The sequence below is a fragment of the Gordonia sp. 34D genome (assembly GCF_056682775.1).
This window is the reverse complement of the sequence record NZ_CM155293.1, coordinates 3,055,548-3,070,445: the sequence shown is the minus strand read 5'-3', so window position 1 is coordinate 3,070,445 and position 14,898 is coordinate 3,055,548. Positions and strand designations below refer to the sequence as shown.

Genomic DNA, 14,898 nt, shown 5'->3' with positions numbered 1-14,898 from the left:
GTCAGGTCACCGGCCGATGCCCGGGATGGTCGGAAGGTTGATGGACGGCAACTGGGGCAGTCGAGGAGGTGTCGTCTCCGAGGTAGTTGGCTCCTCGGATGTTGTCGGACGCTCGGAGGTTGTCGACGGGGATTCCGATGGTGTCGACTCCTCCGTCGAAGTGGTCGTGGAGGACGGTCGGTCCCGCGACGTGGTCTCCGGTTCTTGCGTAACAGTCGTGGTGTGAGAGGTCGCCGGTGCCGCGGGCGGCGTGGGGCTGGAAGTGATCCAGTAACCCACGAGCGCGATGGCCGACAGCAGCAGGAGCGCAGCGACGGCGGTAAGCACCTTGTGCGTGGTGCTCCAGCCTTCGTCGGCGACCGGGGTCGGTGCCGTCCTCGGCTGCGGCCGCGATGCTGGCGCGGGCGTTGGCGAGGTCATTGCGCGGGTTCCGCCGACGGGTGCCGGCGCGATGACTGCGGTCGCTGCCGTACGTGGCGTCGGCGGTCGATTACCCGCTCGGATGGCCGCGACAGCGTCGGCAAATTCGCCACCCGTCGCATACCGGCGCAGCGGATCCTTCGACAGCGTGATGTCGATAAGTTCGCGAACCGGTGCCGGGATGGACTGCGGCAGGGGCGGCGGAGGCTCCTGGATGTGCTTCATCGCGACGGTGATGGCACCGTCGCCCAAGAACGGTCGTCGACCCGTCAGGGCCTCATAGCCAACCACGCCGAGTGAGTACACGTCCGATGCGGCGGTTGCCTCGCCACCGGTCGCCTGCTCGGGTGAAATGTACTGAGCGGTGCCCATCACCATGCCGGTCTGGGTGACGGGGGCAGCATCGACGGCCTTGGCGATGCCAAAGTCGGTGATCTTGACCTGGCCGGTCGGCGTGATCAGGATGTTCCCCGGCTTCACGTCGCGGTGCACGAGGCCCGCGGTGTGCGCAGCCTGTAGCGCACGACCGGTCTGCTCCAACATGTCGAGGGTGTGGGTCAGCGACAGCGAGCCCATGCGGGTGATCACCGAGTTGAGCGGCTCACCGTCGACGAGTTCCATCACCAGGTAGGCGAGTGGGTCGCCGCCGTTACGGTCGGGCGTTTCGCCGTAGTCGAAGACGTTGGCGATGCCGGGATCATTCAGGCGTGCGGTGGTTTGCGCTTCGGTGCGGAACCGTCGCAGGAATTCTGAATCGTTTGAGTACTCGGCCTTGAGGACCTTGACCGCGACACGACGGCCCAGCCGCGTGTCGAGGGCTTCCCACACCTGACCCATGCCGCCCGTGGCGATCAACCGGACCAGTCGGTACCGGTCGGCGATGATGGTGCCGTTCTGTAGGCTCATCGAGCACCTCCCGCGTAAGCGTTGATGACAGCGCGCCCGATTGGTGCCGCGACAACGCCACCGTACGAGTTCTGTCCCCTATTTCCATTTTCAATGATGACTGCGACCGCAATTCGTGCGTTTGATCTCGGTGAGAAGGCGATGTACCAGGCGTACGGGGTTTCGCCGCCTTCGGTCACGCTGGAGTGTTCTGCCGTTCCGGTCTTGGAGGCAATCCCTGCCTGCGCGCCCGCCGTGTTCTGCTCCGATCGCACCATCATGTCAGTAATCTGGTCGGCCTGTTCGGCAGTCAGCGGACGCGATTGGGTCGACGGTGTCGTCGTCGAGATGGTGCGAAGGTCGGCAGTCTGCAGTTTCTCCACCAGATACGGGCTCATCCGGGCGCCACCGTTGGCCACCGACGCAGCAATCTGGGCGTTCTCAAGCACCGTCAAGCGCACGTCTCGCTGACCGATCGCGGATTGACCGAGCGCGGCGAAATCGTCACCGATGTCGCCGACGGTCGACTTAGCGACGGTCATGGGGACTCCTGGCGGATCCTCGCCGACACCGAAAAGCTTCGCAGTTGCGGTGAAGTCGGCGATTGCCGTGTCTTTCGGCATCTTCTCGGTCATCAGTTGGGCGAAGGCGGTATTGCACGAGTATTGGAATGCCTGGGTCAGGGAAACTGTGCCGTTGACCGCACCCGGGCAGGTGCTGCCGCTGTCGTTCGACAGGGTGGCGCTGCTGCCGGGCAGTGTGATCGTTGCCGCCGACGTCAATCGGGTCTGCGGGCCGAGCCCTGCTTTCAGGGCGGTCGCGGTAGTGACAACTTTGAATGTCGAACCGGGCGGGTACAGCGCGTTGAGGGCGCGGTTTGTCATGGGATCACCGTTGCCGTCGCTCGTGTATGTTTCCCACGCCTTTTCGGCCTGCTGGAAATCCTGCGAGGCGAGCTTGTTGGGGTTGTAGCTTGGCGTCGACGCGAGTGCGAGGATCTTTCCGGAACTTGGTTCCAGGGCGACCACTGCGCCGCGGCAGGGGCCTTCGCAGCCAGCGTTGGTGAGCTCGCGGTAGGCGACCTGCTGCAGTTTCGGGTCGATGGTTGTCACCACGTTGCCGCCACGCGGGTCACGACCGGAAAACATGTCCATGAAGCGCTGCGTGAACAGCCGATCGTCGTTGCCGTTCAAAACGGTGTCCTCGGCCTGCTCGATACCGCGGTCTGCGCGGTACACGAATGAGAAGTAGCCGGTGACCGGGGCAAACGCTGCTGGATCGGTAGGGTACCGGCGCAGGTACTTGTACCGGTTGTCGGTCGGGACCGATTCGGCGAGGACCGTGCCGTCGGCAGCGACAATCAGGCCGCGCTGGCGCGCGTACTCATCGAGCAGGACACGTGAGTTGCGGGTGTCCGACCGCAGTTCGTCGGCCTTGAACACCTGCACGTAGGTGGCGTTCGCAAGGAGCGCGACAACCATGATGATGACAAAGATCGCGACCTTCTGGATGGGACGATTCATGGTCGTCTCACCACCTGGGTCGACATCGCGTCGACGGGTGGCGCCTGCCTCGGCCGCGGGCTGTCGGGCTCGCGCGCAGCGTTCGAAATACGGAGCAGGAGCGCCAGCAGAATGTAGTTCGCCAACAGCGATGAACCGCCGTACGCGAGGAACGGCGTCGTCAAACCGGTCAGCGGAATGAGCTTCGAGACACCGCCGAACACGACGAACACTTGGAAGATGATGGTGAAGCTCAGGCCTGCGGCGAGGAGTTTCCCGAAACTGTCGCGCACCGCAACAGCCGTGCGCAGGCCGCGCATCGTAACGACCAAATACAGCATCAAGATGGCACCGAGGCCAACCAAGCCGAGCTCTTCGCCGAACGAAGTCAGGATGAAGTCAGTGTTCGCGAAGGGCACGATGTTGGGGCGTCCAGAGCCGAGACCGGTGCCGAACATACCGCCCGTCGCGAAGCCAAAGAGGCTTTGCGCGATCTGGTAGCCGTAGGTGTCGTACTGCGCGAACGGATCGTTCCAAATCGCGACGCGAATCCGCAGATGTTCAAAGAGTTGGTAGGCCACAGTGGCGCCGAGCGCGAACATGGTGACGCCAAGCATCAGCCAACTGACACGTGATGTTGCGATGTACAGCATCGTCAAGACGGTCGCGAAGATCAGCAGCGGCGTACCGAGGTCGTTCTCGAGGGCGAGGACTCCGATTGCGATGACCCACGCCGCCAGCAGCGGACCGAGGTCGCGGAGCCTCGGAAAATCGATGCCGGCGAACTGCTTACCTGCCGTCGTGAAGAGGTCGCGCCGCGAGACGAGGAAGGCCGCGGTGAAGATGATGATCAAGATCTTCGCGAACTCGCCGGGCTGGATGCTGAAGCCGGGTAGGCGGATCCAGTTGCGGGAGCCGTTAACCTCGGCCATCGACGCGGGCAGGATCGCCGGGATCGCCAGGAAAATGATGCCGCTGATGCCGAGTGTGTATGCGTACCGCGACAGGGTGCGGTGGTCGCGGATGAATGCCAAGGTTAGGCAAAACGCGATGATTCCGAGGAAGGCCCAGAGGAGTTGTTGATCTGCGTTGTGGGTCACGGAGTCGGACTTGACGAGTTCATCGCTGCGTGAGGAACCCAGATCCAGCCGGTGAATCATCACCAAGCCCAGCCCGTTCAATAGAGCTACGCACGGCAGTAAAATCGGATCGGCAAAGGGCGCGAATAGTCGCACAGCCACGTGGGCAACGCCGAACAGCGCGATGAAGGCGGCCAGGTACTTGGCCAGATCCCAACTTAGCGTCTGGCCTTGCGCGGCCTGAACAATGAGCAGCGCGGCGAAGACGACGAAGACGGCGAAGGAGAGCAGGACCGCTTCAGTTTTGCGACCTGCACTCTTCGGCGGTGCCGCCGGTGGAGCGTGAACGGGTGGGGCGGACGTCATCCAGCATCCCGGCAAATTGGATACCCGTCGGCGCCGGTCGACGGTGCATTGGCGGTGGTGGAGGCTTCGATGCGGGCAGTTTCCGAGCGCTCAACTTCGCTGGGAGCGGTCGTCGGCTCAGGCTTCTGGCTCGAGGTTTGCGGCTTCGGCTCGGGCTTGGTGTCAGTGACGGGTGCCGGAGGCGTGCACTTCGGGAGGAACTGCAGCGCCCGAACGCGATCCTGGGTGGACTGCAGGGAGTCGTTCTTGATGCTGTTTCCGACCACCGCGCTGCGGCTCGCCTGCGTCAGGTCTTTCAGGTTCATCGGCGTGCACGATTCGGCGGAATCGAACTCGGTGAAGAACACTGTCGGCGTATCGACCGTCAGGTCATCGACACAGACCTTCTGGTTTGGCTTCTCGACGTTGAAGAACAGCAAGGTGTCGGGTGTGCCGGAGTAAATTTCAACGTTGTTGTTCACCGATGTGACAAAAGTGCTGGCCAGCGCTTTCGACCGCACGATAAAAGCCGCAGCCACGAGAACACCGATGATCGCCAGCACGGCGATGATGACTAGTGGCCAGCGCCAGCTAGCTTTCTTTTCCGGTTCCGGCGGCTGGTGAATGGTCGGGCGGGTTACGGCGGGTGCCGGATCGCGTAGGGCAGCGGCACGGCCGGCGGCGGTCGACGGATTCGGGACATAACCGGCGGCGTCGTCGTCTCCTGCGGCCCCTCCGAGGATGGGCGTTGAATCGCCGTACTGAGTGTCGATGACGTCGGCGACTACGACGGTCACGTTGTCGGGGCCACCGCTGCGGAGGGCGAGTTCAATTAGGCGGTCGGCGCAAGCCTTGTGGTCTTCGACGGATCCGAGGGTGTCAGCGAGGGTTTCTTCGCTGACGACGTCGGATAGACCGTCGCTGCACAGAAGGTAGCGGTCGCCGGCACGAGCCTCACGCATAATCAGTGTCGGCTCAACCTCCTGACCGGTGAGTGCCTTCATGATGAGTGAGCGTTGCGGATGCGTGTGCGCCTGCTCGGCGGTGATGCGGCCTTCGTCGACCAAACTTTGGACGAATGTGTCGTCGCGCGTGATCTGCGTCAGCTGGCCGTCGCGATACAGGTAGCCGCGGGAGTCACCAACGTGGCACAACCCGAGACGACTGCCAGCGAACAGGATCGCGGTCAGCGTGGTGCCCATGCCGTCGAGTTCCGGCTGCTTGGCTACCTGTTCCGCGATCGCCGCATTGCCTGCGGCCGTCGCACTTTCCAGGGCGGAAAGGAGGTCGCCGCCGGGCTCGTCGTTGTCGAGGGGACGAAGGGCCTGAATCATCAACTGGCTGGCGACCTCGCCGGCCGCGTGACCGCCCATGCCGTCGGCCAACGCCAACAGACGCGCACCGGCGTAGACGGAGTCCTCATTATTGGAGCGGACCAGGCCGCGGTCACTTCGCGCGATATAGCGCAGGACAAGGGTCACGGGCGTAACTCAATCACGGTTTTGCCGACCCGGATTGGGGTGTTGATCGGCGCGCGGACGGCGGTGGTCACTTTGGAACGATCAAGGTAGGTCCCATTCGTGGATCCAAGATCTTCGACGTACCAATCATCGCCACGAGGTGAGAGACGAGCATGGCGTTCGGAGGCGTAGTCGTCAGTGAGGACGAGCGTGGAATCGTCGGCCCGGCCAATCAAGACCGGTTGCGTTCCGAGGGTGATGCGTGTGTTCGCCAAAGCACCGGCCGTCACTACTAGATAACGGGCGGCTCCACGGGTGCGTGCCGCGCGCTCCTTTCGATCTGACCGGATCGATCCGCGAGGGATGTGAGTGCCTGCGGCGCCCGCAAGATCCGCGCGCATCGCCCGAATAATTGCGTACACGAAAAGCCAAAGCAGGATGAGGAATCCGAACCGGATCACCTGCAGCAGGATGCCCTGCATCTACCCCCATCACCTCCCTCACACACTCAAATTCCGATTCGCGGTTGCAAACGGATGCACTAAGCGTTCGGGTGACGAGGTGTCACCCGACTCGCAATCTTATTGCCTCGGTCGACTACTGGAACCGGACGGTGATGTCGGAATGGCCCAACCGGATGCGATCACTGTCGGCGAGTTCCCAGCTGCTGACCTGAAGATCGTTGACAGTGGTGCCGTTCGTCGAGTTCAGGTCGGTCAGCATTGCCGTCTGACCGTCCCAACGAATTTCGACATGCCGACGTGACACGCCGGTGTCGGGAAGGCGGAACTGTGCATCCTGTCCGCGACCGATCACGTTGGAACCCTGGCGGAGCGAGAATGTGCGGTTGCTGCCGTCCTCCAAAACGAGGGTGATCGCCGACGGCGCGTAACCGGCTGCCTGACCGTACGCGGGCTGTGCGTAGCCCTGGTCATAGGCGGGCTGCTGACCGTACTGCTGGTCGTACCCGGGCTGCGCGTACTGCTGCTGGCCTTGGTCGTAGCCCTGCTGCTCGTAGCCGGGCTGCTGTGCGTAGCCCTGGTCGTACCCGGGCTGCTGTGCGTACTGCTGGTCGTAGCCCTGCTGGCCGTACTGCTGGTCGTAGGCGGCGGGCTGCTGACCGTACTGCTGGTCGTACGCGGGCTGCTCGTACCCTGGCTGCGCGTACTGCTGCTGACCTTGGTCATAGCCCTGCTGGGAGTAACCCTGCTGGTCCTGCTGGCCGTAGTCGTACTGTTGCTGGCCGTAGGCCTGGTCGGCGGGCTGTGCGTAGGGCTGGCCCTGTTGGTCGTACGCGGGCTGCTGGCCGTACTGCTGGTCGTACGCCTGCTGACCCTGGTCGTAGCCCTGCTGGTTGTAGTCGTACTGGGGCTGGTTGGGATCGCCTTGGGGGGCGTAACCGTAGTTTTGGCCGCCCTGGTCGTTTCCGGGGGGATTGGTCATGGCTTGGGCTCCTCGGTCGTGACTTTCGGGTCGGTATGTCTTCTTTTGGTCTTCTTGCACCCTAGGTGGTGCCACCGGCTTCGGTGAGGCGTCTGGATTGACGACCCCGCGAGTACGGAATTGTCCGGTGTGTAAAGACGGTGCTGGTTCGAACTCTACGACCACGGACCCATAAGTCTGCCACCCATTGTCTCGAATGAAGTCAGCTAAGTGGCGCGAGAAGATTTTCCTGTTCAGTTCATACTCGGTCCCGACCTGGTCAAGATCCGAGTCACTGAGTGTCACCGTGTAGCTGTTGGCGACCAGGGTTGCGCCGTCTCCGAGGTCCTCCATGGAGGTCTCGGCTTCACGCTGCAGAGCGTTCTCGATCTCCTGTGGTGCGACCTTTCCGCCGAAGACGCGGGCGAACCCACCGTCGACGGCAGACTCGAGCTTGCGCTCGACGCGGTCAAAAAAACTCACGGGATCACGGGCCTTTCTGTGGTGGGCGTGTCGGCGTGCATACCTTGTAGAATCATGTTACCGGCGATAACGCCATGTTGGAGACCGACAAACGACTCCTGTACCGCGTGTCACATTGGTAACAGAGGGTTGGGTGTCTCGCGATCGGACAAAAGTGGCAGGTCAGTGCAGATTTACCAGCGACGTTTTTCGTTTGCGCCTGCATGCGTGCTATCTTTTTCAAGTCCTTGCGGACACCAGTCGTTTAAACGACTAGCCACGGGCGAGTGGCGGAATGGCAGACGCGCTGGCTTCAGGTGCCAGTGTCCTTCGGGACGTGGGGGTTCAAGTCCCCCTTCGCCCACCAAGAGCGGTTCAGGATGGATCGCATGAAGAGGTCAGGTTGCAGAAATGCGGTCTGACCTCTTTGTTTTGTTTGGCCGTGGTTGTTGTTCGGCGCATGGGTCGGATTTGGGGATCTGAGTCTCGGGGTCCCCGAATGCTGGCCGTTGTTCAGGATTCTCCGTTTTGTGGCGGTCGGGCCAGTGGTTGGGGAACCTCACTCGGGCGGTGATTTTAGGTCGCGAGGGTTGCTGCGGCGGCGATGAGCAGACGGTGCGTGGCGGAGTGGGGCGGCTGTCGAAGGATTAGTTTCTCGGTGTCGCCAGGTCGTGAATCTGGTTGGTATGGAAGAAAGTTCGGGCGTCGGAGAACCGTATCTGCCAGCGTGGTGTGATCTATCCCATATTCGCTAGTGGTTTGCTGTCGATATTTTCTGTGGTTGCATTTTGGTGTAACGGTAGTCACAAACGGGAATTTGGCGGCTCTACCTTCGCTGCTGGTGCGGTTCGTTGTCGGCGTCAGGGCGGGGTGGTCGGGGTTTCGTCGTCTTGCGTTGGGGGGATCTTCATATGCGCGTGTTTCGTGCTGTTTCGGTGGTGGCTGCCGCGGTAGCCATGCTGGTTGTTGGTAGCGGTGTGGCGGGGGCGGCGCCGGGTGGCGCGTTTGCTGATCAGTCGATTGTGCGGACTTCTGATGACGGTTGGTCGGTGCGTCTGGGGAAGTTTGCTGAGCGTGTGCATTCGGTTCCGGCTTTGAGTCAGGGGCACGGTTCCTATGAAGCGTTTCTGGATTTGCGGGGGACTGCCGAGATCGGTGGTCACGGCTCGGTGCCGGTTGATGCGGCGGTGTTGACCACCGGGTTCCAGGTCGCCTGTCAGTGGCAGATGGACGGTGTGCAGGTGGGTGTGACGGGTGGGCCAACTGCTCAGATGTCGATCTCGTACCCGCCGGCGGTTGTCTTGGGCGCGCAGGTGATGCCAAGTATTTCCACCACGTTGCGCAATGGAACGTCGACGGATGTGAAGTTCGCGACCAAGGCGTTGCGGGGCCCGAAGGCTGGGGCTCGGATGGAGGGTGTCCGGATTGAGATTTCTGGGTGTGTGGGTCTGGCTAAGCCTGCGGTCCGTGCGTATGTGCGGGTGGCGATGACCACGGCGGTCAATGACAACACGTTCAGTCTTTATGGCCGCCCGCATCACCTGTAGTCCCACTGGCAGGCCGCGGTGATCACCACTTGTTGATTGTTCTAAAAAACTCTTGAGGGGGAAGTTGTGAGTACCGGAAGTGATGTCACTGCTCGTCATTCGCGTGCTGGTGCCGGCGATCGGGCACGGGGTACTAGTGCGGTGAAGGCCGCAGATGTGGCACCAGCACCAGCAGCGGAGGCTCCAGCGCGGGGGTCGGAGGCGGGGGCGGGTTCGGTGCCGGTGTGGACGGTGGTGTTGTTTGTTGCCGGGTGCGTGTTGTTGGTGGTGGCGGCAATGAATTTGACGAATTTGGGTCCGTGGGCTGCCGAGCACGGTCAGGTGTTGGTGTTTTTGGGGTTCTTTTTGGTGATGTCGATCGCCGGGCGTTGGTTTTGGTCTGGGGTCGACGGCATTGTCGGTGCGGTCCGCGGCAACAAGAACACCGAATAGGGGCGCCAGCGCGATGAGGGGGAAAGCAATGTTTATGGGGGAACAACGTCGCCGTCGTGGGGCGGCGGTGATCGCCGGGTTTGGGATGGTGGCGGTGTCGGCGGGGATCGCGTTGGCTGCGTTAACCGGTTCTGGTGGCGTGGTTGGTGCCGCGGGGGCTGATGCATTGTGTGATCAGATGCGGGCTCAGTATGGGCCGAGTTGGCCGTGTATCAGTGTGCCGACCTATACGCCGCCGCCGACGATGGATGCCCCGCCGGCCCCGGGTGCTCCGGGGGTCCCGTCGCAGGGTGGTCCGGTCATTGGTGGCGATGCCGGTCCCGGTCCTGGTGAGGGTGACGGTAACCCCATTGTGGGTGGCCCGAGCACCGGTCATCGACAGGCTCCGGTGGTGCCGGGGCGCACTTCTGCGCCGGGCACTGTTGATCGGGGTACCCCGCAGAGGTCGTCCCCACAGACCCCACAGCCACCGTCGCGGTCGGGGGCGTCGCAGGGGCCGGCGTCGCCGGGTCCGGTGAAGGCTGGTGAGCAGTCGCCGTCTGATACTGCGTATGTGGGTCCGGCCAGTGATGGTGGTGATGGTGTGATTCCGTTGCCGTTCTGGTTGTTGGCTGCTGTTGCTGCGGTGGGGGCGGCGAGTCCTCGGGCGCGGTCGTTGTTTTCTCGTGGTGGCTCGACTCGGGCGACGGTGGGGCCTTCGCGGTTGGTGTTGATTCATGATGAGTCTTCGCCGACGACGTATCGGTTTGCGATGAATGTTCCTGATGGTGGGTACACAAAAGTTAATCCGGATGGGTCGGCGACTGTGTTTGACAAGGACGGGAACGCGGTTCGTCAGGTGGGGCGTCCGTGGGCTTTTGATGCTGCGGGTCGTCCGCAGAAGACGTGGTACACCGTTGATGAGAATGGTGATCTGGTTCAGCATGTGGAGCCGGCAGATAATGCGTTGTACCCCATCCTCGCCGACCCGATGGAACTGCCGCCCACTGCAGGTGACGAAGGTCCGGTAGTTCAGCCTGCACATCAGCCGCAGGCAGAGGGAAGCCCGATGGTGCTACCGCCCGAACCACCAGCACCGGCACCGGCGGATGACAATCCAGGTCTGAGCAGGTTGATGACGGCACCGTTCGATGACTCGTCTGAGCCGGAACCTACCTTCAACCCGTACAACCCCCTCACATACCCCGAGGACGCTCCGGCACCTGCTGACGACAACCCAGGTCTGACGCGAATGATGAACGCACCCTTCGATGACTCGTCTGAGCCGGAACCTACCTTTAATCCGTACAACCCCCTGACTTACCCCGAACCCGAGCCCGCACCGGCTCCGGAGCCGACGGATGATTGGACCCGTCTCATCACCGGCCCGGTAAATGGGGTCCCCGTCGATCCAGATCCCGGACCTGAAGTGGATCCGTACAGTCCGTTCGCCTCGGACCCGACGTACTCGCCTTGGACGGATCTGCTGGATCCGTCGTTCAGCAAGGAGCCGCTACCGCAGGGCCAGGCCGATCGGCCGGCGGCTGGGCAGGATCTGACATATCCGGAGTGGGTTGCCTCGACGATCGGGAATGAGCGGCTGGAAGGTCGTGTTCACGAGCGGATCGGAACCGATGGCGGCCTGAGCTACTACCTGCTCGAGCGCAACGAGAATGGTGAACTCGTCGAGCGCCCGGTCGTGAATGCGGGACGGGCACTCGAGAATGAAATGGTCTATGAGTTCGCAGATGGAACGGGCCTTACGGGATCAGGGCAACCTGCGGCCCAGGATGACGCGGGCAATTGGTGGGTCCTCAGTACAGATCAAGCCGGCAATGCTGTGCGCACTGCAGTGATTGACGGCCGAAGAATCCAGGTGATTCCGGGTCAACAGTTTCCCGATGGCTCGTACACACAAACAGTTTCCGGTGATCAGTTGCCGACCACCGTCCAAAAGTATGACCGCGACGGCGTGCTCTTGAAAGAGTGGGTCCTTGACTCCGGTAGCGTGGTCGACGACGGCATGCTCGGCCAACTGGCACTCTCCGTGATTCCAGGGGGCTGGATCGGACGGGGAGGTAAAGCACTTTGGGGACTTTTTCGTAACCGAGGTAAGGATTCTCCTGGAAAGACCACACCGCGCAGCAATAATAAGTTACCTGAAACGCGTGGACTCAATGAACGGCATAGGAGCGTTCGCGAGAAGCGTCCCGAATACGGGACAACCGGACCAGAAGTCGTGGCGCGAGGAGCGGGTGGGCTTAAGAAGGAATTGGATAGCATATCAAAAATCGGAAATGGCTTGGCCCGATCAAATGAAAAAGGAAGCGGAACTATTCAGCCGGTCCCTGGTCCCAGTATGGGTGCGCCCGCGCCCTCAGGTATTGCCTACGGTGATGTGGTTGTCGGTATCGCACTAGTGGCCGCTGCGATCATGAAGGCACTCTCTCGATTATTTCGTTTTACAAAGGGGATTAAATGATTCGGCCAGGTAGGTTGGAGGATCTACGTGAGCTCTCGAAGTATCTCAGCAGGGGCGAGGGTGATCTAACTGATCCGCTGAAAGTCATGCTGTCCGATCCGGATTGGTCGGAAACTCATATTGGCATGGGCGTCATCGCACACAGGTTAATCAGTGAGGCGGTGAGTCCGTCTACTGACTACGCTACCCTAGCTGTATTTGTTGCATCAATCTATCCAGCCATCAATAGGTTTGTTCCAATGTCGCTAGAGGAGCTGCTATTTCGGGTCGATTCGATGCTCGAATTTGACTCAGCGCCTCCGGCCAGTATCAAGGATGAAACGGAAGATGAGCGACTCTACGGGACCGCTGTTGCGGGAATATGCTTGTTCCTGCTCGGGGTTGACCCGTGGGTCGAAAGTTCATGGAGTCGAGTTATTGAGGTCTTAGATGAGGCAAATGAAATTTGGAAGAAGCTCTAAGGCGCGGAGGGAGAACTGCATCTACTTTCGTGACTTAGTAAATCAGTCATGGAGCGAGATTCAGGACTCGGGCGACGGCACTAAGGTCCTAGATGACTTCACTCGTCATGTGATGCAGACAGTGGCGGGAATGAAGCTTATCGAGCCGGCATTCGTGGTCCTTCTTATCCGAGTGAATCAAATAGTTAACGTTGGGCTAACCTATGTACCTGAATCTCAACGCACAGAGTTCCTAACATCTAAAACAACCGTGCAAGCCATTTTGGCGGGAATCGAAGGGCGGCTGCATGCCATTGATGAGGATATTAATGTGGCTTGGATTCGTATGTTTCTCGAGGAGTTCTTAGATCAGCGTGTCGAGATTTCAAATTCTGACTTCAACAATGGTAACGATCGGAATCTTTCGGCGCTAATTCTGGCTCTAACTTTCGGATACTCCGACGATGATCCGCTTTGGCAAAGTCTTATTGCAATAATGAACGACCGTCGGTGGCGGAATAGATTGAAGCGAGTTATTCGTTCGGAGTCGAGTGTGCCCTTTAGTATCTGACACTAGCTCTATCTTAGGAGTCTGGGCTGTTCACCTCGAAATTTCATCTGGGTGGGGTCCTGGCCTGTGCGGTTTCGGATTGATGGCTGTACGGCTAATCATGCCTGTCGGGTACGACATTGATGATGATTGGTAGTTCCGTGGTTGGTCGTGACTCTGGGTACGACTGACGCCCTGCTGGGTTGTCTGCCAATTGATCTGTCCGGCCACCGCGGAACGTTCGAATGCTCACGAGCTGCGGTGGCCATGGGGACTGCCCAGGCTTTGCTTGATACCTGGCCTGTGAGGATTTCCTCGCTGGGAGGATGTTGACCATGCCCAAGCCCTACCCCCAGGAGTTTCGCGACGACGTTGTGGCCGTGGCCCGTAAGGGCGGCGCTCCGTTGAAGCAGATCGCGAAGGACTTCGGGATTTCCGAAGGCTGCCTGTCGACCTGGTTGAAGAAGGCCGACGTCGAGGACGGGAACCGTCCCGGCGTCACCGATCAGCAGGCGGCAGAGCTTCGTGAGCTAAAGAAGCGCAACCGGCTGCTGGAGCAGGAGAACGAGGTCCTGCGCCGGGCAGCGGCGTATCTGTCGCAGGCAAATCTGCCGGGGAAATAGTCTTCCCGCTCGTCCGTGAGATGGCCGCGACCGGCGCCCGCATCAGGGTGTGGTCGCGGTGACGTGCAGGGTGCTGAAAATCAGCAGACAGGCGTACTACCAGTGGCTCGCCGAGCCGTTCAGTCAGCGTGATTGGGATGACGCGCACGCGATCAACGCCTTGCGTGAGCTTCATGAGGGCGACCCCACATTGGGCTATCGGTTCTTGACCGATGAGCTCGCTGACGTGGGCATCACGGTCTCAGAGAATCGAGGCTGGCGCATGTCGGTCGACGAACGCGAGTAGATCATCGTGCACCGGTGGCCCGGGCTTGCGGGACTGTGCACGGCGTCGGTGGTGGGAGGCGAACACCCCCGCCATCGAGCATAGGCGGGCCGATGACCCGTACGTCGATCCCACCGTCGCCGCCTCGACCGTCGACAACGTCGACTCTGCGACCCTTGTTTGCTCTCCGGAGCAGAAGCTCGATAACGCTATCGAACTGAGGCTGATCCAGCTTTCTCCACTCAATCATCGCTGCTCCTATTTCCTGACCAGGCTTTCGTTGCGCACAAGGTCGAGACGTTTGCTTCGTCAGTATGAGTCGCTATCGAAGCCCGGGTGATCGCGCAACGAGGCTCGAGTGGTCGTGTCCTGCTGACCTGCCTCCGTGCGGCGCGGCCTCACCGCGTCAGGAGGGCCTGGCGCTCGAGTGAGCCCTGGGTAACGAACCACTGTGGTTCTTCTCAGCTCGGGAACTGACGGTCGTCAGAGGGCTCTCCACCGTAGCGTGCTAAGAGCCAGGAGACGTGGGCGCGCTGTTGCTGCAGGTGGATGCCGATCTTGCTTCGCGCGGAGGTCTGTTCTAGGCCGTCGTCAATGAGATTCAAATCGGCGATGAGCTGATTGCGTTGGGCTGAGTAGCGTTTCGCGCAGCGCGATGAGCAGAACAAGGGGCGCCGCCCCTGAGCTTGGCTCGGGTACGAGCACTGGTTGCCGCATTCTGGATTTAGGCACGCGGCCGCGGACAGGGGACGTCGTCGAGCGTCGAGCTGAGCGACGACATCAGCAAGTGATGGCATGACGTCTGTATACCTATCGCCGCTGACACTCAGAGGTCAGTCGACTGGGTTGTGTGGCTTCGAATAGTTCCTCGAGTCTAGCGGTACCGCGAAGGAAACAACAGATCGGAACAGGGAAAGCGACGCGTAGCGCATTCATTCATGCAGGTAACTGCTGTTCCTGCCCCGGTACTGGCAGGTGGATATTTGGAATGAATTGACAATCGGA

12 protein-coding genes, 1 tRNA gene and 1 pseudogene are annotated in these 14,898 nt (G+C 61.0%); 7 read left to right on the top strand and 7 right to left on the bottom strand.

The features are described 5' to 3' along the window. Window positions 1–6: 6 nt before the first annotated feature. The 6 genes from AC1L34_RS14230 to AC1L34_RS14205 all read right to left on the bottom strand — a co-directional run bounded on the left by AC1L34_RS14230 (window position 7) and on the right by AC1L34_RS14205 (window position 7,596). Entirely contained in the window at window positions 7–1,326 is a 1,320-nt protein-coding gene (locus AC1L34_RS14230) for a protein kinase domain-containing protein (RefSeq protein WP_424293512.1), read from the bottom strand. Further along, window positions 1,323–2,828 carry a peptidoglycan D,D-transpeptidase FtsI family protein gene (locus tag AC1L34_RS14225; protein ID WP_424293513.1) on the bottom strand — a complete coding sequence of 502 codons (1,506 nt, stop codon included), beginning with the start codon at window positions 2,826–2,828 and terminating at the stop codon, window positions 1,323–1,325. The genes AC1L34_RS14230 and AC1L34_RS14225 overlap by 4 nt, the downstream gene beginning before the upstream one ends. Next, window positions 2,825–4,252, bottom strand: a complete 1,428-nt coding sequence (locus tag AC1L34_RS14220) for an FtsW/RodA/SpoVE family cell cycle protein (RefSeq protein ID WP_424293514.1) — start codon at window positions 4,250–4,252, stop codon at window positions 2,825–2,827. Before AC1L34_RS14220 ends, AC1L34_RS14225 begins: the two co-directional genes overlap by 4 nt. Further along, a complete protein-coding gene (locus tag AC1L34_RS14215; RefSeq protein WP_424293515.1) occupies window positions 4,249–5,712 on the bottom strand; it encodes a PP2C family protein-serine/threonine phosphatase in 1,464 nt (487 codons plus the stop codon). The genes AC1L34_RS14220 and AC1L34_RS14215 overlap by 4 nt, the downstream gene beginning before the upstream one ends. After that, window positions 5,709–6,173: an FHA domain-containing protein FhaB/FipA gene (locus tag AC1L34_RS14210; RefSeq protein WP_424293516.1), complete on the bottom strand. Its 465-nt coding sequence runs from the start codon at window positions 6,171–6,173 to the stop codon at window positions 5,709–5,711. The genes AC1L34_RS14215 and AC1L34_RS14210 overlap by 4 nt, the downstream gene beginning before the upstream one ends. 115 nt (window positions 6,174–6,288) lie before the next feature. After that, a complete protein-coding gene (locus AC1L34_RS14205) occupies window positions 6,289–7,596 on the bottom strand; it encodes a DUF3662 and FHA domain-containing protein (RefSeq protein ID WP_424293517.1) in 1,308 nt (435 codons plus the stop codon). 260 nt (window positions 7,597–7,856) lie between these two features. On the opposite strand from AC1L34_RS14205, the gene AC1L34_RS14200 reads away from it, so the two are divergent. From AC1L34_RS14200 to AC1L34_RS14170, 7 genes and pseudogenes are all read left to right on the top strand, one after another. Next, window positions 7,857–7,942, top strand: a tRNA-Leu gene (locus AC1L34_RS14200). Window positions 7,943–8,486: 544 nt separating this feature from the next. Then, window positions 8,487–9,122, top strand: coding sequence for an MspA family porin (locus AC1L34_RS14195; RefSeq protein WP_480034853.1), 636 nt, complete (start codon window positions 8,487–8,489; stop codon window positions 9,120–9,122). A 156-nt stretch (window positions 9,123–9,278) separates the two neighbouring features. Beyond that, on the top strand, window positions 9,279–9,554 hold the full coding sequence (locus AC1L34_RS14190) for a hypothetical protein (RefSeq protein ID WP_480034852.1): 276 nt from the start codon (window positions 9,279–9,281) through the stop codon (window positions 9,552–9,554). A gap of 553 nt (window positions 9,555–10,107) precedes the next feature. Beyond that, window positions 10,108–12,015 carry a hypothetical protein gene (locus AC1L34_RS14185; protein WP_480034851.1) on the top strand — a complete coding sequence of 636 codons (1,908 nt, stop codon included), beginning with the start codon at window positions 10,108–10,110 and terminating at the stop codon, window positions 12,013–12,015. Between the two features lie 86 nt (window positions 12,016–12,101). Further along, window positions 12,102–12,476 (top strand): hypothetical protein, encoded by a 375-nt coding sequence (locus AC1L34_RS14180; protein ID WP_480034850.1) that lies wholly within the window; start codon window positions 12,102–12,104, stop codon window positions 12,474–12,476. Between the two features lie 109 nt (window positions 12,477–12,585). Next, window positions 12,586–13,026: a hypothetical protein gene (locus tag AC1L34_RS14175; RefSeq protein ID WP_480034849.1), complete on the top strand. Its 441-nt coding sequence runs from the start codon at window positions 12,586–12,588 to the stop codon at window positions 13,024–13,026. Between the two features lie 314 nt (window positions 13,027–13,340). Beyond that, window positions 13,341–13,908: pseudogene (locus AC1L34_RS14170) on the top strand (transposase); the annotation flags it as partial. A gap of 446 nt (window positions 13,909–14,354) precedes the next feature. Here AC1L34_RS14170 and AC1L34_RS14165 read toward each other — a convergent pair. Further along, a complete protein-coding gene (locus AC1L34_RS14165; RefSeq protein WP_480034848.1) occupies window positions 14,355–14,690 on the bottom strand; it encodes a hypothetical protein in 336 nt (111 codons plus the stop codon). Window positions 14,691–14,898 lie beyond the last annotated feature (208 nt).

What these genes read in the sequence shown, in the direction of transcription:
- AC1L34_RS14230 (WP_424293512.1), bottom strand. Translation starts at nt 1,326, where the DNA reads ATGAGCCTACAGAACGGCACCATCATCGCCGACCGGTACCGACTGGTC.
- AC1L34_RS14225 (WP_424293513.1), bottom strand. Translation starts at nt 2,828, where the DNA reads ATGAATCGTCCCATCCAGAAGGTCGCGATCTTTGTCATCATCATGGTT.
- AC1L34_RS14220 (WP_424293514.1), bottom strand. Translation starts at nt 4,252, where the DNA reads ATGACGTCCGCCCCACCCGTTCACGCTCCACCGGCGGCACCGCCGAAG.
- AC1L34_RS14210 (WP_424293516.1), bottom strand. Translation starts at nt 6,173, where the DNA reads ATGCAGGGCATCCTGCTGCAGGTGATCCGGTTCGGATTCCTCATCCTG.
- AC1L34_RS14195 (WP_480034853.1), top strand. Translation starts at nt 8,487, where the DNA reads ATGCGCGTGTTTCGTGCTGTTTCGGTGGTGGCTGCCGCGGTAGCCATG.
- AC1L34_RS14180 (WP_480034850.1), top strand. Translation starts at nt 12,102, where the DNA reads ATGCTGTCCGATCCGGATTGGTCGGAAACTCATATTGGCATGGGCGTC.
- AC1L34_RS14165 (WP_480034848.1), bottom strand. Translation starts at nt 14,690, where the DNA reads ATGCCATCACTTGCTGATGTCGTCGCTCAGCTCGACGCTCGACGACGT.